Genomic DNA, 17,442 nt, shown 5'->3' with positions numbered 1-17,442 from the left:
TGAATTCTCACCTACCAAGTTAATTCTCCGCAACTTAAATTAGGACGTTTAAGTTTTTTTGATTAAATTTGCAGCCTAAATTAAAACTATTAAAATGGTTCTGCGAATCTGCTTTCTGCATTCAAAGCAGGTTTGTACTTAATTCTTGAATGGCATATGAAGATAGTCGACAAGCTCTTTAACTGGTATCTTTCTATCAATGCTCTGCCTTATTGGGTCGTATTGGGCATAGACATTCTTATCTGTTATCTTTCCGGCATCTTTGTCTTCTGGCTCTATTATCACGGGGCGGTTGCCCTGGGGAACATTGTCCTGCTGAGCAAGACCATCTTCATGTACATGATATTCAATCTGATAGGTTTCAAGCTTTTCCGCACCTATTCGGGCATCATCCGTTATTCTTCTTTTGTCGATCTGCAGCGTGTGGCGCTGGCCATGCTGCTCTCGCTCGGCATTGCCGAGATAATGCACTATGTAGTCTATCACTGGGACCTGGAGTTTGTGCGGCTCGAAGGCCGGCAGATTGCAGCCATGTATCTTGTCGCAACCATCGGCATGATGGCGTTCCGCATCCTGACGAAGTCGGTCTACGATGTCCTGTTCAATACGGACAAGGGAAAGCGCACACTCATCTACGGTGTGAAGGACGGTGGCGTTGGTCTGGCGAAAATCATCCGTAGCGAGCAGCCTTGCCGTTTCCTGCTGAAGGGTTTTATTGCACATGACCCGTCCATCAAAGGGCGTATCCTCATGGGAACGAAGATTTTTGTGGTGGATGATCACCTTGCGGACCGCATCCGGGAGTTGAACATCCAGGCAGTCCTGGTTTCTCCCTTGCAGAACGAGCGTTTCCGTAATGACCAGGCATTGCAGGACATCCTTCTGGGACTTGGCATCCGGATTTACATCACTTCGGGTGAGAAGGAGTGGAGCAAGGACGACGATTATACCGACGTGCAGCTCAAGGAAATCAGTATTGAGGACCTGCTTCCACGCGAACAGATCCATGTAGACATGGACGCTATCGGCCGTCTCCTGCGTGGAAAGAAAATCATGATAACGGGTTCGGCAGGCAGCATCGGATCTGAAATGGTGCGACAGATTGCCATCTATCATCCAGCGGAACTGATCCTGATCGACCAGGCGGAGACTCCGCAGCACGACATCCGGCTGATGATGCACTTCGACTGGCCGGAAATCAAGGCCCACACTATCGTTGCCAGCATTGCCAATGAAGCCCGCATGGAAAAGATTTTCCAGACCTACCGCCCCGATTATGTTTTCCATGCCGCCGCCTACAAGCACGTCCCGATGATGGAGAACAATCCTTCCGAGAGCATACAGAACAACATCTGGGGAACGAAGGTGATTGCCGACCTCAGTGTGAAGTACGGTGTCAGGAAGTTCGTGATGATCTCCACCGACAAGGCCGTCAACCCGACGAACGTGATGGGATGCTCGAAGCGTATCTGCGAAATCTACTGCCAGAGCCTGAACAAGAAAATCAACGAGCAGGCCGGGGGCAAACCTGTTACGCAGTTCGTCACCACCCGCTTCGGAAACGTGCTGGGCTCCAACGGATCCGTGATACCGCTGTTTGAGAAGCAGATCAAGGCAGGTGGTCCGGTAACGGTCACCGACCCCAACATCATCCGTTTCTTCATGCTGATTCCGGAGGCCTGCAAGCTGGTGCTTGAGGCGGGAACACACGGGAGCGGCGGAGAGATTTTCGTCTTCGATATGGGAAAACCGGTCAAGATTGCCGACCTTGCCCGACGGATGATCAGACTTTCCGGGGCCAAGAATGTTGAGGTGAAGTACACAGGTCTGCGTGCCGGTGAGAAACTGTATGAAGAGGTGCTGAGCACGACCGAGAACACCCTCCCCAGTTTCCACGACAAAATCCGCATAGCCAAGGTGCGTGAATACGACTATGAAACTGTGAGCAGGCAGATCGATGCGCTGGTCTTGCTGAGCAGAACTTATGACGACATGGCAATTGTCGGCAAGATGAAAGAAATCGTACCGGAATATGTGAGCAATAACAGTAAGTATTCCGTTCTTGACAGGAAAGATGTTTCTTGACGGGGGATGCTGTGGAAATGAATTGTCACAAATGGATGAGAAAGAAATAAAATTATCTGCAATTTTTTTTGACTTCCTGCGCTTCTGTCTGCAGGAAGATGCGGCCGAACCTGCCGGTCTGGCCGAGATGGATTGGGACGCCCTCTATGACTTCGGTTACAAGCAAGCCATTCTGGGTGTCTTTTTTCATGGAATCAAGCGGCTTTCCCAGTCCGAACATCGTCCCGGCAGGCAGCAGGTCCTTAAATGGTATGGCAGCTGTTCGGTTATCGGGCAGGCCAACCGTCAGGCCTACAAGGATGCCTCGGAACTTACGGCCTTGATGCTGAAGAAACATGGTGTGCATGGCTGCGTGCTGAAAGGGCAGACGAATGCCCTGATGTACCCCGACCCTTATATGCGGACTTCAGGTGACATCGATCTCTGGACAGATGCGAAGACCCTGGATGTCATCCGTATCTCCAGACAGCTGGACAGCTGCGGAGAAATAGGCTATCATCATATAGAAGTCGGTTGTTTCAAAACCCCTGTCGAAGTACATTTCTTCCCGTCCTTCATGGGCAATCTATGGCATGAATACCGGCTGCGCCGCTTTTTCAATCAATGCAAGGCCGCACAGTTTGAAAACCTGACGGAACTTCCTGACGGATTGGGGTATATGTACACCCTGACGGACGATTTCAACCGGGTTTTCCAGATGTCTCACCTCATGCACCATTTCTTCTTCGAGGGTATCGGCCTGCGGCAGATGATAGATTATTATTACCTGCTGCTTCGCGGCTTCAACGAAGAGGAACGCCGGAAGACGCTCCGCATCTTCCGTCAGACAGGGATGTACAAGTTTGCTGCGGCTGTAATGTATGTGATGAAGGAAACTCTGGGGCTTCCTGAACAGTATCTGCTGTTGAAGCCTGACGAAAGGATCGGCAGGATGCTGGTGTCAGAAATGTTACAGGCCGGTAACTTCGGCTTTCATGACAAGCGTTATTCTTTTGCAGGGAAATCCGTCTACTCGCAGTACTTTGTTGAAATTTACAGGAATCTGCACTTTGCGCTGGATTTCCCGTCTGAAACCATCTGGGGACGTCCGCTCTCACGCTGGTGGCACATGATTTACAAGGCTTATCTGCGTCGTCGTCTGCACCGGCTTCAGAAATAAGACAGTATTATTTATCCACTTCTGCTCTTTTCTTCAGCCAGTGTTGACACACAACATTTCTTCAGGTGTTGATGAGAGTGTGCTATAAGTCCATGTTAATTGAAGGATTTTGCAGAGGTCTCGATTATTTGTATGACGTACGACGAGTAACAGAGGACGAATTTATAATATTATGCTGGCCTATCGGCCGAACGGGCATTTTTTATTAAGATGTTTTTAGAGCTTATATAATTTAGTATATTTGCGATTGAGAAAATTAAGTAGCAATGGACAGGCTGGCATTTTTGGTCATATTAGAGGAGTATAGGCAATCGGGTTTTCAAGAACAGATAGATTGCGATAAATCCCATTTGTATTCCATCGTAGCTCATTCAACGGCTATTGAAGGTCCTACAATGACGGAAGTTGAAAACCAGCTGCTTTTTGACAATGGTATTACAGCCAAGGGAAAAAACATCATAGAACAGAATATGAACCTTGACTTGAAAGAGGTTTATGAAAGAAGTATGGACCTATCTAAAGAACATACACCTTTCTCTGTTTCCATGCTGAAAGAACTCTCTGCAATAGTGATGAGAAGAACAGGAGGAGAATACAACACACTCGGAGGCTCATTTGATTCTTCTTAAGGAGATTTACGGTTGGTTAATGTAACAACGGAATTTGGCGGTAAGTCATATATGAACTACCTAAAAGTACCACAGAAATTAAAGGATTTCTGTGATGAGATAAACGAAAGACGTGGGCAACTACTTTGATAGTCCTGATATATATGAGCAATATAAATTGAGTTTTGATGCACATCTGAAGCTCGTCACAATTCATCCGTGGGTAGATGGTAACGGCAGGATGTCAAGGCTGATTATGAATCATCTGCAGAATGAGTTTGGACTTGTATCCTCTCAGGTGCTAAAAGAAGACAAGGCTGATTACATCAACGTTTTAATCGCATCAAGGGAAGAGGGGACAAGTACTCCTTTCCAGAATTTCATGTTTGAAGAACACGCTAAGAATCTCCAGCAGGAAATTGAAAACTATAGACTATCTACGAAAGAAGAGGAAGAAGAAGTAAAGAGACCACGACGGCATTTCCGAAGATAGAAAAGAGAGTCTTCTCTCTATTTTGCATCTTGTGTAGTATCACTGAGTTTCCATGACTCAATTTTTTTTACGCATTGCTTACGCAGAATGGTTTGTTATGTTTCTTGTGCGATCTGTATCCCAATGCGATTTTCGATAGCTGCTTCTACTGCAGTGTATATATCTGTCTCTTTCGTTTCTATAGATACAATAAGAGAATAGGATACTATATTATCCACATTAGTCAATTTTCTATTTTTCCACCATCCCGGCCCAGGAAATACAACTATTTTATCCATCTCTGCCAAATCTGCAGCAGTGCATTTTATCCAGTCAGATTGTACTGTACCCCTTTCCCTTTTTTGTTGTTTGACAGTCCACCTGTTAGTATCGTTTTTCGTAGAAATGCCCTCCTCATATTTATTTCGACGACAAAGGAACTCTTCTTGCGTTTCAGTAGCAGTCTTCAGATCGAAATGTAATGTTGCGGATGGATAGCGATACTTATTGGTTCTTCCTGCATAACCTGGTGAAGGCTTTACATAATAAGATAAGGTGATACGAATTCTTACGCCTTCACTACCCATTTCTTCCAATAATTCTTTTGGCCACGGCAAATCATAGAAGTGCATCTGCCCATAAATATTGCTACTGTCTCCTTCTATATAAGGTTTAAGTTGATTTTCAAAGATATAGGTAGTATATTTTTCATTGCTATATAATGCTATATCCTCATCAGGTACACCATATCCACATAGAGACATACGCTCCTCTATGTTGTCAATACGCTTCATTTCGTCAGTCCATCGAGCGGAATGTACCATCAGACCACGAATGGAAAGCATTGACAATCGTGGATTTTCTACCTTTATCCGTGCTGCAAGCCTTGTAGCCAATCCTGTTGCGGCACTTGTAGCACAAAACGGCTCCAAAGGTTTTTGTAAATTATTACTGGTAGTAACAAGACTCAAATCATGATGTGCCGTTTCTTTTAACAAGTTGTGGTAAGCCACATTGCCACCCTCCATTACAATTTCAGGTTTGTTACGTTTTTCATTCCATGGGAACGAGCTGCAAGAATATGGCGAAATACCTCCTAAGGAAGCCAAGGGTCTGTAGGCAGGGTCGTTTACAGCTGCCTTTTCTGTATAAGCTCCAACTGTCAGTGCATTCCATGCTTGTGCAGGGCTTTTTACGGCATTTGCTTTACAAGATTCAATATAATGGTCAGAATCAACACCACTCGTCTCTACATTCCCTGCAGATACTAAAACCAACCTGTCACACAGTCCTTGATGGTAGATACTTTCATCAAGTGCTGCTGAGCTTGACGTGGCTATTCCATTGTATGAGCTTTCGTCTGTAATAGCCATACATTGTATGGAAGCTCCCATATTTGCCGCTTTGTCAATAGCTTCTTCTATGACGGATCCATAAAATTCATTGGGTGTTTCATGCCCATTCTCATAAATTTTAATAGAGGACAACGAATGATGCACATCTACCGTTTTGTTTCGTTGGTAAGCTATATCCGTCAAATCGCCCAGCAAGGCAAGTCCTGCCATACCTGTACCATGATCGGTTTTGTCTGTTGCTTCCTGCACACCAATAGCTATACCCATACGCTCATTTGGCAGTGAAGGTTTTAACAATTCTTGCTCATTGTTTACCCCTGAGTCCAATATACCCACTATCACATTCTCCGCATCATCACAATATGTGATTTCATTTCTTATGAGTTCATTCCATTCTCTATTCACAGGATTACTACTTGTGAGAATTGATGGTTCTTTGTAAGGACGAATGCTTTCAATATAGCCTAATGAAAGAGGAAGCGAACTCAGTTGTTGCTTATCAGCCTTTATCAGCCATACATCAACGCCATCAAAAAGCAATGGTTCTGCAATTTTCTCTATTCCCAGTTGCAACAAAGTTGTTTCTATAGTTCCCTTGTCATTTTCCTTACTATGGCTTAACCACAATTCGTAGCGGAACAAACCATCTTCTGGTATCGCATCGAATTCTGACGCTGAGATATAGAGAGTCCTGGTATCTGTTGCTACTATGTCATTAATTGGAGCTATTATCTTTTCATTGCAAGGATTCCCTTTTAGTGTGTTTTTATTTTCATAATTGTCAACTTTCTTTTCAAGCCAGTCCTTCTTGTCTTTTTTCACGAATACAGTCACGTCAACGCTCGAATTATTACCTTTATCCGTGACTTTCATAATGGTTGCACCGCCATTCCCATCCTGTTTACCCAGCGAATCAGGAACAAACTTTTTATCCATTTCCAAGTCAACATACACTCCGTTTGCTACAGGGAAACCTTGTCGTTCTCTTTCTTCTTGGCAAGTAATGGCATGAGCAACTGCTGCTTTATAACATTCTCTCACCAACGTGGAATGTGCTGTTCTATCTCTTTGAGGAAGTTGATATCCTTTAATTTTTTGGCTCCGTGGCGAGAAATCCTGAGCTTCGGCTATGTTGTTGCCTAAATAGAAATGTTTTTTATGCATATCGTTCCATTGTTTAGCTGATTTGATAGCTTAACTGATGACGCATATTCACAATGGTTTGAACCAGTGAAAGTTCTATCTTCTTTTTATTAAGAAGAGATTCCTTGAAAATGTCAGAACATACCATTTTGATTTCAGCATGGCTCATACCTTCAAACAAAGGCTCTGCTGAAGCGAAATCCAAGTCTTTTGCAGTATAAAGATATTCATGCAGTAAAGTCAATCGCTGTTCTTTATCTGGCAATTTATACTCAATAACATCATCAAATCGCCTAAACATGGCTTTGTCTATGGATTCTATGCTGTTTGTAGCTGCAATAATAAAGCTGTCGGAATCATCCCGTTCCAACAATTGCAGGAATGTGTTAAGAATTCTTCGCTGTTCTCCGACTTCATTATCCATTCCACGCTGAGAGCCTATAGCATCAAACTCATCAAATAGATATACAGCAGGAATATCGCTGATGAAATCAAAGATACGTCCAAGTTTCTGCCCCGTTTCTCCCATGAACTTTGTTACCACCTTTTCTGTCCTGACGACAAAGAACGGCAAGTTAAATTCCTTTGCAATGGCATTGGCTGTCATCGTCTTGCCTGTTCCTGAAGCTCCATACAGCAATAGTTTTCGGCGATTTGCCAATCCATACTTTCTTAGTTTTTCTTTCTTTAGGTACTCTTTGACGACTCTTTCTAATTTCTCTTTAAGTCCTTGAGCGACGATCAAACTTTTCATGTCTTCATAAGTATCCACTTGCAACAGCAAATCATCTACATCTTTGTTTTTGGATACTAAACGCATTGTCCTTAAGGAGGTATTCTTCTGATTGAGCATTTCTTGTATAGTACGTGCTACTATGGCATGACCACTTCTTGCCTCCACAGCGGAAATCTGCAGGGCAACCTTTCTGAACTGTGCATCATCATTGTTTAGATGATTACGTATCAGTGATAAAATTTGCTCAGCTGTAGCCATTAATATATACAATATTTGCTATTGCAAAGATAGCGTCTTATATTGAAAATGAAAAATTTTGGAATTGAAAATGTTTGGGATATTGATATTTTTAACATAGTGAGAAAACTGACAAGAGGGTGTGTCAAGACCCGCTTCCAACTAAAGACAGCTGTCATTTGTGAAGAACAACCGCTACCAAAGAATCAATAACTCGATGATAGCGGTTGCTTTGATGTTTATGAGGGGTTGAAACCGTCAATATGATAAGGAGGGGTTTCTGAATTCTGAATTTTGACACACCTCCTTGCTTTTCCTTTCTTGTTCAGGGAAGATTCCCCGTTCTTGGAGACGTTTCTGTCTGCCAGTAGGTCTGTCGGTTTGTCGGCAGCCGGTATTTTCCTGATTGCCGGGAAGGATTGTTCCCCATCGGCTGGGACGGCTGTTCCCGGCGGCCGGGACTGTTGTTCCCAGCGGTTGGGAATACGGTTCCCGACCGGTTGGGAATACTGCCTCTTGTGCCAGAAACGGCGCAGAACCAATGTGCCTCAAAGATTCCACCAATGCTTCTTCTTCCGGGGCTGGTGGTCCTCAAAAGACTGATGACCGAAGCCGCGGCTCTCCCAGGTCTCGTGGGCGGTAATCATCTGATAGATGGTACCCCAGTCCGGCAGTCCGCCGAAGTTGCGGTCGTCAATGAACATATCCGCCTTGAGTTTTCTGGAGAAATGGTTGTTCTTGTCTTTCTCCTCCTCCGGGTAGTCCTTGTTGACGGCCCAGAACTCAACCCCGCGGGCATGACACCAGTCAACCGCCTCCTGGAGCAGGTCGCCTTCCCTTACACTCCACAGTATCAGGCGGTGTCCGTCCTTGATCAGCATCTTCAGGGTATCGGTGGCGAAAGGAATTTCGTCACCGATTTTCGGATATTTATGTTCGACGATGGTCCCGTCGAAATCAATTGCAATTGTCATTTTCCTGTTCTGGCTTTTACCTCTTTATAGAATGGTCGTCCTTGTTTCCATAGTGGCTGTTGCTGTAGTTTCCGTAATTGCCGTAGCTTCCGTAATTGCCGTTCTTCCCATATCCATAGCTGCCCAGGCCACGCCCGTAGCGTCCGTACTTGCCGTAGCGTCCGTAACCGTAATAGTAGCCGTACTTCTTCTTGGACATATCGATTCCGTTCAACACCATTGCCATGTTCGGCAGCTTCTTCTCGTTGGCCAGTGCGTTGATCAGCTCGAAGTTCGACTTTGGCGTATAGTCGGCACGGCACATATAGATGGAGGCGTCGGCCACACGGGCAATCTGAAGCGTGTCGGTTACCAGTCCGACTGGAGCCGTATCAATCATGATGTAATCGTACTTGTCCTTCAAGGCTTTGATGATTGCCTCAAGTGAGTTGCGTGCGATGAGCTCGGCGGGGTTGGGCGGAATAGGACCGGCCATAAGGAGATCCAGGTTCTTGTTGACGCCGGAAGGCAGAATCTGTTCCTGTACATCGGCGGCAGTGGGGGCATCCTTCACGAGCAGGTTGGTGATGCCGTGCCTGTGGTCGTTGATGCCGAACAGCTCTGCCAGACGCGGACGACGGATATCGAGACCTACCAGGATGACCTTCTTGCCCAGAAGACCGAAGCTGACGGAAAGGTTGGCAGCCGTGAAGGTTTTTCCTTCGCCGGAGGTTGATGAGGTGAAGAGCACCACTTTCTGTCCTTCGTGCAGCATGAACTGCAGGTTGGTGCGCAGAGAACGGAAGATCTCCTCCATCTGGTTGTTCTGGTTCTCGTGTACAACGATGTCGGCCTTGCCTTTTGCCGTGTTGCTGGCAATGGCCACGTCGGCGATGATCGGCAGTTTCGTAAGCCGTGCCACATCCTCGTGGCCTTCGATCTTGTAGCGGAAGAGTTGCAGCAGGAATATCACCAGTGCCGGGATGGCCAGGCCGAGCAGCAGGGCGATGAGCATGATGATGGCTGATTTCGGACTGATTTTGCCGACGAGCTGCGGATCGTCAATGAGCTTTCCCTTGTCGGCTGTCGCGGCCAGAGAGATGCTGTTCTCCTCACGCTTCTGAAGCAGCATGAGGTACAGACCCGACTTGACTTCCTGCTGGCGGCCGATCTGTGTCAGCATACGTTCCTGCTGCGGAGTTTCGGCAACCTGTTCGTTGAACTTGCTGACCTGGGCTGCCAGCGCGTCACGCTGGATCTGCAGGTTCTGGCGTGCTGTTGAGATAGCGCGGCGGATGTTTCCGTTCAGTTCGCGTATCTGGGCGGTGAGCGGCTCTACTACCGGCGAGTTTTCGGACGCACTGCGTAGCAGACGGTTGCGTTCGAGTACCAGTTCGTTGTATTTGTTGATCAGCGAAGTGGAGCTTTGGTCGTCCAGCCCGACGTTGGAAGGAATTACCTGCGAAAGGTTTCTCGACGAACTTTCAACCTCCTGTGCAATGGTGCTGAAAAGCTCGATCTGTGTCTGTATATCCGCCAGTTTCAGTTCGGATTCATTCTGGTTGGTGACGGCATTGCCGGCGTTCAGCTTCAGTTCCACCATGCCGTTTTGCTGTTTGTAGTTCTGCAGCTGGCCTTCGGTCTTGCCGAGTTCGGCGTTGATTTTCTGCAGACGGCTGTTGATGAACTTTTCAGTACGCAGGGCGACGATGTTCTTGTCCTCGTTGGCCTGCCGGTTGTAGACGATGGCAAGCTGCTTGAGATAGTCGAGCGAACGCTGGGGCACCTCGTCCGTCAGCTGCAGCTGTGCGATGGAGGTCGTCTTCGAGGTCTGTGCCACCTGAAGCTCGCCGACGTATTTGTTTGATGCCATCTTCGGCGATAGGACTTCGACTTTCAGGGTCTGGCCGTCATGTAAGCTATGCCCGTTGTTGGAGCTGATGGTGATGATGCCGGCACGTGTGGCAATGGTTGCGGGAAGAGAGGTGAACTTCCTGTTGAGGGAGAACGGTCCTTCGCTTTCGTTCTCGTCTGTGGGAACGGAGTAAGTTCCGCTGACAATGTAGGTTGTCCCGTTCCTCGTGATGGTCAGGTCGACAGGTTGGTTCAGCTTCTCGAGATGCGCACGGTCTATGTCGACGTTGAGCGGCTGGTCACGGTAGAGAATGATATCCTTGATCCTGCCTTTCGTCGAGTAGTCCACATAGAGCTTCAGGTCTCTGATGGCATCTTCCGCAATGGAATGTGAAGTAAGAATCTCCATCTCGTTGTCGATGCCGGCAGAATTGGAGATGATGCCGAGGTTCGTCATGTTCTGCAAAGACTGTCCGCGCTTGCTGTTGCTGTCGTCATCCTTGATCAGCAGCTTGGCTGTAGACTGGTACTTCGGGGTGGCGTATCTGAGGTAGATGGCTCCTAAGCCGCCGCAGATGACCAGTGAAAGGATGAACCAGTACCAGTTGAGTATAATGGTTCGGTAGAGGACGGCAAAGTCGAAGGCGGATTGTCTTTCCTGCGTCTCCTGCTCCTGTCCTTTTTCAAAGTTTGTTTTTTCTTCCATATTTATTTATTGTTCTTTATTTTCGTGGTGTGAGTGTCCGTGTCACATGGGTTATGCGTTCTCTCCGGCAAGCTGGAGGAGATACTTCCCATAGTTGTTCTTTGCCATGGGGCGGGCTTCTTCTTTCAGCCTTTTCATTGATATCCAGCCTTTCTTGTAGGCAATCTCTTCCAGGCAGGCTACCTTCAGTCCCTGCCGTTTCTCTATGCACTCTATGAATGTGCTCGCCTCAGACAGACTGTCGTGGGTGCCGGTGTCGAGCCATGCGAAACCACGCTGCAGCGTCTGCACCATCAGCTTGTCCTGGTGCAGATAGCACTGGTTGACGGTCGTGATTTCCAGTTCTCCCCGTGCCGAAGGCTTTATGTTCTTGGCCGTTTCGACGACGCTGTTGGGATAGAAGTAGAGTCCTACGACGGCGTAGTTGCTCTTGGGGCGTTCCGGCTTTTCCTCTATGCTGAGGCATTTCCCGTCTGCATCGAATTCTGCAACGCCATACCGTTCCGGGTCGTTGACGTAATAGCCGAAGACGGTTGCCTTGTTTTCCTTCTCTGCACGTTCTACACTGCTTTGCAGCAGGCTGCTGAGGCCCGCCCCGTAGAAGATGTTGTCGCCCAGGACCAGACACACGGCCTCCTTTCCGATGAACTGCTCGCCTATTATGAAAGCCTGTGCCAGTCCGTCGGGTGACGGCTGTTCTGCATATTCAAAGTGTACGCCAAAGCTGCTTCCGTCTCCTAAGAGCCGTTTGAATCCCGGCAGGTCGAAAGGGGTGGAGATAATCAGTATCTCTCTTATCCCTGCCAGCATCAGCACGGAGACAGGGTAATAGATCATCGGCTTGTCGTAGATGGGGATGAGCTGTTTGCTTATTCCTTTGGTGATAGGGTAAAGGCGTGTGCCCGATCCCCCTGCAAGAACTATACCTTTCATAATAGTGTCGTTTGAAATCTGTTTTTATTTAGTAGTTGTTGTCTGTTCTTTCCATGTTCTCCAGACCTGTGCCGTGCAGAGGCGTCAATAGGCGTGCTTGTCCGGATGGATAATGCTCCGGGCCGTCATGAAGATGATTTTCATGTCAAGCCAGAACGTCCAGTTCTCGATATACCAGATGTCATGTTTTATCCTTTCCTCCATGAGTCTCGGGTCTTTGGTCTCACCCCTGTATCCGGTGACCTGTGCCCAGCCGGTGATGCCGGGCTTGGAGAAATGCCTTACCATGTATTTGTCTATCAGTTCGGAATAGAGTTCCGTGTGATAGATCATGTGGGGACGCGGCCCGACGATGCTCATGTTCCCCCGCAGGACATTGAAGAACTGGGGAAACTCGTCCAGATTGGTCTTGCGCATGAAATTGCCGAACGGGAACTTGCGCGGGTCATCTTTGGTTGCCTGCGCCGTGTCCGACTGATTGTTGACGTGCATGCTGCGGAACTTGTAACACCAGAAGCTGGTTCCGTTCAGTCCGGTCCTTTTCTGTCTGAAGAACACCGGGCCTGGACTTTGCAGCTTTATGCAGAGGGCAATGATAGGGATGAACGGCAGAAGGAGGATGCATACCAGGGAACTGACGACGATGTCGAAAAGCCTTTTGATGAATTTGTTTCCCATGTTCGACAGCGGTTCCACATGATTGGTGAAAAGGTCCAGACTGCCCACGCGTTCTGCCCTTAGCTTGAGCTGGTAATTGGCGAACATCCGGGGAACGTAGTGGAAGTGGATGACATGGTCGTCGCAGAACCGCATCAGTCTTACGATTTCTTCAGAATCATTGTGTGACATACTGCAGAATATTTCATCGTAGGGTCTGATTTCGACGGATGGATCCATGCTCCTGTTGAGGTCTTCGATTGTTCCCTTGTACTCCAGAGAGATGTCTCCTGGCAGGTTGTCAATGGGTGTGTCTGCATAATAGCCGCTGATGGTGTAACCTGTAGACGGGTCGTTCGTCAGCTCTCGGTAGACATTGATGAGGGCTGGATCTTTCCCGACAAGCAACACCGATCGGCTGTTGCCTCCACGTTGGCGATACCACCGCAAAAGCCAGCGTTCGATGATCCGTGCCAGCATTATCAGTACGAAGAGGACAGCTCCGAATTCAGCAGTAAACCTGAAGAGATTGTGGTTTCCTTTCATGAAATGGATGAAGACGGCGGCAAGAACGGCCTGAGTGAGGACGAGTTTGCAGACACGCAGCAGCATTTCGTGAAAGGTAAGATGCCGGAGGTGGACAATGGTAGAGTGGAAAAGCTGGGCAACGACCATTGCACTGTTTCCGAAAAAGAAGAAGAGCTTGGGATCAGTGTGGATGAAAGCCGGAGAATGCTCCGGGGAAACAAGCATAAAGGCAAGCATCGTTACATTCAAGATGATAAAATCATTGAAGGTAACTAACCATTTTATGAAATCGTTGCCGTTATACTCTCTCATCTGTATAAATTGTTTGTCTGCAAAGGTAATAATTTAAATTGAATTAAAGAGTCTGTAAAAAGAGAAAACGTATACTTGTTGGGTACTTTTCGTGTTTTTTTATTAACTTTGCAATCGATAAAACGAATAAAGTACTTCTTAATTACTTTAAAACTATAAACAGAATATGGGATTTCTATCAAAAATCTTAGGGAAGAAAGATGAGAAACAACATCGGGCCGGGGGCATGGAAGACTATATGACGCTGGTTCGGGTCTACTTCCAGGCTGTCCTTGCCGACCGTTTGGGCATCAATAATTTAGCCATGCTTCCTGACCTTCGTACCTATAAGCAGACTTTCCGTGTGCCGACGCTGAACAACAAACTCGGCCCGGGGGAGAAAGCGAGTGTGCGCAAGACGATGAAGAACATTTACAATCTGGATGACGGATTCTTCAATGAGATCGATGCTAGCATCAAAAAGAACTGCAAGAAGATGCAGGATGTTCAGCCTTATCTATATATGTTCCAGGGATTCACGCAGGACCTGATGATGCTGGTTGGCAATCTGATGAAGTTCAAGCTGCGTGTGCCGGGGTTCTTCAAAAAGGCAATCTATGCCATGACTGAGAAGACGGTAAACGATATCTATGAGAAGAACAGCTTCTCTGATCCCGGTGTCGTCAAGGCGGTCATGTCTGTCCGGCAGTACGACCACCGGCTGGGATTCAGCCGGAAGTGGACGACAGACTTCGTCTATCAGGTTGTGATGCTGGCCAAGAAAGAACCGAAACCGGCTGAAGGCGCAGCGTCAAAATAATCAGGTAGATATTTGCCTGAATAGAAACTTTAATGTAATTTTGTAGCCAAAACGGACAGATTAGCTATGAATGCGAATGAGAAGATCCTGAATACGTTTGCGACGCGTGTTCGTCAGATGCTCCTTCAGTATGAAGAACTGAAAGGGGAGAATGACGAACTGTACACGCTTGTCGACCGGCGTGAGCAGGAGATAAAGCAGCTGCAAAGAGAGCTGGATCAGGCGCATGACGACTACAATGTGTTGAAGATGGCTAAGATGCTTGAAGTTACGGACGGTGATATGGAGACGGCACAGAAGCGTGTCTCAAAACTGATTCGTGACGTAAACAAGTGCATCACGCTTTTAAGTGAGAAATAACAAAGAATATAATGGCAGACGATAAGCTACGTATAAGGTTGCACGTATACAATACGGAACTCACTGTGAATGTGCCGCGTGAGGATGAAGAGTATTATCGTTCGGCAGCCAAGCTCATTACTGACACAATCAATACTTACTCCACGCTTTTCAAAGGAAAGAAGGAAGATAAGGATATTATATATATGGCCATGCTTGATATTGCATTGCGGTATAAGAAGGAGGGTGTGCGTAATGATACTGCCCCTTTTAATGATATTCTCGGGAAACTCACTTCTGAAATAGAAGATGCGCTGAAGAAATAACGGGAATATTTATTTAATTCATAAACAAGAATCAATGAGTCCAATAGTAACAGTTATCATAGCTGTGGTCTGCCTTGCAGCAGGATGTGCCGGCGGGTTTGCCGTCTTCCGTTATATCCTGACGGGGAAATACAAAGACACGATGGAAAAAGCCGAGAAGGCGGCTGATGTAATCAAGGAGAAGAAGCTCCTGGAGGTAAAGGAGAAATTCCTCAACAAGAAGAGTGAACTGGAGAAGGAAGTGCAGCAGCGTACGTTGAAAATACAGCAGGGGGAGAGCCGGCTGAAGCAGCGTGAGGTTGCCTTGAACCAGCGTCAGGAAGAAATCAACCGTCGCAGACAGGATGTAGAGCAGCAGCAGCAGCGTGTCGACAACGAGAAGAAACTGCTTCAGGTCAAACAGCAGGATCTTGAGAAGATGCAGGAGCAGGAACGTACGAAGCTCGAAGAACTCTCCGGCCTCAGTTCGGAAGAGGCAAAGAAGCGGCTGGTAGAGAGCCTGAAGGATCAGGCAAGGCTCGATGCTGCATCTTACGTCAATGAAATCGTAGACGAGGCAAAGCTCAATGCCAACCAGCAGGCGAAGAAAATCGTCATCCAGACGATCCAGCGTGTTGCCACCGAGACCGCCATCGAGAACTCGGTAAGTGTCTTTCATATCGACAGTGATGAGGTCAAGGGACGTATCATCGGCCGTGAAGGGCGTAATATCCGTGCTCTGGAAGCTGCAACGGGTGTTGAAATTGTCGTCGACGATACGCCGGAGGCGATTGTCATCTCTGCCTTTGATCCTGTTCGCCGCGAAATCTGCCGGCTCGCTCTCCATCAGCTGGTTGCTGACGGTCGTATTCATCCGGCACGCATCGAGGAGGTTGTCGCCAAGGTGAAAAAGCAGCTTGACAACGAGATTATCGAGACGGGTAAGCGTACAGCTATTGACCTTGGCATCCATGGCCTGCACCCGGAGCTGATCCGTATCGTAGGTAAGATGAAATACCGTTCTTCTTACGGTCAGAATCTTTTGCAGCATGCCCGTGAAACGGCCAATCTCTGTGCTGTCATGGCAAGCGAACTGGGGCTGAACCCGAAGAAGGCAAAGCGTGCGGGGCTGCTGCATGATATCGGCAAAGTTCCTGATGAAGAGACCGACCTCCCACACGCTCTCTATGGTGGCAAGATTGCCGAGAAATACAAGGAGAAACCGGATATATGCAATGCCATTGCCGCCCATCACGACGAGGTGGAAATGACGACTCTTCTTGCTCCGATCGTACAGGTTTGCGATGCGATATCCGGTGCCCGTCCCGGTGCTCGTCGCGAGATAGTCGAGGCCTATATCAAGCGGCTGAACGACCTCGAGGCCATTGCGATGAGTTATCCCGGTGTGACGAAGACTTATGCCATCCAGGCCGGTCGTGAGCTTCGCGTCATCGTAGGTGCTGACAAAATGGACGATGCAGAGAGCGAGAAGCTCAGTTCTGAGATTGCGGAGAAGATCCAGAACGAGATGACTTATCCCGGACAGGTGAAGATAACTGTTATCCGTGAGACCCGTTCTGTTGCTTATGCAAAGTAAAGACCGGTGTTCATTGCCGGGTCAGAACTGACTTGAGAATAACAAAAACCCCATTTCCGATAAAACGGAAATGGGGTTTTTTGTATTCAGACAGTTTCTGAAAAAGTCTTTTGGACCGGTAGATAATGAATGAGGATTATCATTTACATCCACACTGACTTTTTCCTGTCAGTGTGCTGAGGGTAAACACGAATGGTGTTGAGGGTGTACACCCATGGTGTCAAGGCTCAGTACGGATCACGTTAAGTATTATAATCGGATAGAAGTAGTCTGTTATTCCTGAAAGTAAGCTTTCAGAATAAACATCATAATCCCCCGATAAAGAGTCTGCCTCAGAAGAATATACTTCAGGATAAAACATAGTCTGACATTCATCCACGGCAGATGCGCCTGTAATCGGTCTGCTGTGAAATTATTTTCCTGTCACTGCCGTCACTCTGTAAATACATATAGAGTACTGATAAACAATGTATTAGTGAAGAATGTTAAAAGTGACAGCAAATGAGAAATAAACTTTTGCAGTAAACGGTTGGTAATTCTGTCCTCATTGTCAGCATCCTGCCACTCTAAACCTTAGGAGATTTTTATAAGTAGAATGAGTCTACGCCCACGAAAGATCTACAGTCACGTCCTTTGATGGTTTCGGGGACTTGCCATACGTCAT

Annotated in this window: 12 protein-coding genes and 1 pseudogene; 7 read left to right on the top strand and 6 right to left on the bottom strand. The window is 47.2% G+C overall.

Features of this window, described 5'->3' with window-relative positions:
* Positions 1-156 precede the first annotated feature (156 nt).
* From DYH27_RS05275 to DYH27_RS05265, 3 genes and pseudogenes are all read left to right on the top strand, one after another.
* Positions 157-2,085 carry a polysaccharide biosynthesis protein gene (locus tag DYH27_RS05275; protein ID WP_029216398.1) on the top strand — a complete coding sequence of 643 codons (1,929 nt, stop codon included), beginning with the start codon at positions 157-159 and terminating at the stop codon, positions 2,083-2,085.
* A gap of 31 nt (positions 2,086-2,116) precedes the next feature.
* Positions 2,117-3,244 (top strand): nucleotidyltransferase family protein, encoded by a 1,128-nt coding sequence (locus DYH27_RS05270; RefSeq protein WP_025067378.1) that lies wholly within the window; start codon positions 2,117-2,119, stop codon positions 3,242-3,244.
* Positions 3,245-3,510: 266 nt separating this feature from the next.
* A pseudogene (locus DYH27_RS05265) lies at positions 3,511-4,345 on the top strand (Fic family protein).
* A gap of 95 nt (positions 4,346-4,440) precedes the next feature.
* On the opposite strand, the gene DYH27_RS05260 reads toward DYH27_RS05265, so the two are convergent.
* The 6 genes from DYH27_RS05260 to DYH27_RS05230 all read right to left on the bottom strand — a co-directional run bounded on the left by DYH27_RS05260 (position 4,441) and on the right by DYH27_RS05230 (position 13,738).
* A complete protein-coding gene (locus tag DYH27_RS05260; RefSeq protein WP_025067379.1) occupies positions 4,441-6,843 on the bottom strand; it encodes a S8 family peptidase in 2,403 nt (800 codons plus the stop codon).
* A gap of 13 nt (positions 6,844-6,856) precedes the next feature.
* Positions 6,857-7,816 carry an AAA family ATPase gene (locus tag DYH27_RS05255; RefSeq protein WP_025067380.1) on the bottom strand — a complete coding sequence of 320 codons (960 nt, stop codon included), beginning with the start codon at positions 7,814-7,816 and terminating at the stop codon, positions 6,857-6,859.
* A 527-nt stretch (positions 7,817-8,343) separates the two neighbouring features.
* Positions 8,344-8,769, bottom strand: a complete 426-nt coding sequence (locus DYH27_RS05245) for a BT0820 family HAD-type phosphatase (protein ID WP_013671159.1) — start codon at positions 8,767-8,769, stop codon at positions 8,344-8,346.
* 16 nt (positions 8,770-8,785) lie between these two features.
* A complete protein-coding gene (locus DYH27_RS05240) occupies positions 8,786-11,308 on the bottom strand; it encodes a GumC family protein (RefSeq protein ID WP_025067382.1) in 2,523 nt (840 codons plus the stop codon).
* A gap of 51 nt (positions 11,309-11,359) precedes the next feature.
* Positions 11,360-12,241 (bottom strand): glucose-1-phosphate thymidylyltransferase RfbA, encoded by an 882-nt coding sequence (gene rfbA, locus DYH27_RS05235; protein ID WP_025067383.1) that lies wholly within the window; start codon positions 12,239-12,241, stop codon positions 11,360-11,362.
* Positions 12,242-12,325: 84 nt separating this feature from the next.
* Complete coding sequence (locus DYH27_RS05230; protein WP_025067384.1) at positions 12,326-13,738, bottom strand: undecaprenyl-phosphate glucose phosphotransferase; 1,413 nt, start codon at positions 13,736-13,738, stop codon at positions 12,326-12,328.
* A 166-nt stretch (positions 13,739-13,904) separates the two neighbouring features.
* On the opposite strand from DYH27_RS05230, the gene DYH27_RS05225 reads away from it, so the two are divergent.
* From DYH27_RS05225 to rny, 4 genes are all read left to right on the top strand, one after another.
* Complete coding sequence (locus tag DYH27_RS05225; protein WP_004353545.1) at positions 13,905-14,537, top strand: hypothetical protein; 633 nt, start codon at positions 13,905-13,907, stop codon at positions 14,535-14,537.
* A 66-nt stretch (positions 14,538-14,603) separates the two neighbouring features.
* A complete protein-coding gene (locus DYH27_RS05220; RefSeq protein ID WP_004353544.1) occupies positions 14,604-14,897 on the top strand; it encodes a hypothetical protein in 294 nt (97 codons plus the stop codon).
* A gap of 11 nt (positions 14,898-14,908) precedes the next feature.
* Positions 14,909-15,202: a cell division protein ZapA gene (locus DYH27_RS05215; RefSeq protein WP_004353526.1), complete on the top strand. Its 294-nt coding sequence runs from the start codon at positions 14,909-14,911 to the stop codon at positions 15,200-15,202.
* A gap of 34 nt (positions 15,203-15,236) precedes the next feature.
* Positions 15,237-16,778, top strand: a complete 1,542-nt coding sequence (rny, locus tag DYH27_RS05210) for a ribonuclease Y (protein ID WP_004353534.1) — start codon at positions 15,237-15,239, stop codon at positions 16,776-16,778.
* Positions 16,779-17,442 lie beyond the last annotated feature (664 nt).

It is taken from the genome of Prevotella denticola (assembly GCF_900454835.1).
Lineage (GTDB): Bacteria > Bacteroidota > Bacteroidia > Bacteroidales > Bacteroidaceae > Prevotella > Prevotella denticola.
Note: the sequence above shows the minus strand (reverse complement) of the source record. Positions and strands in the feature narration are given on the sequence as shown.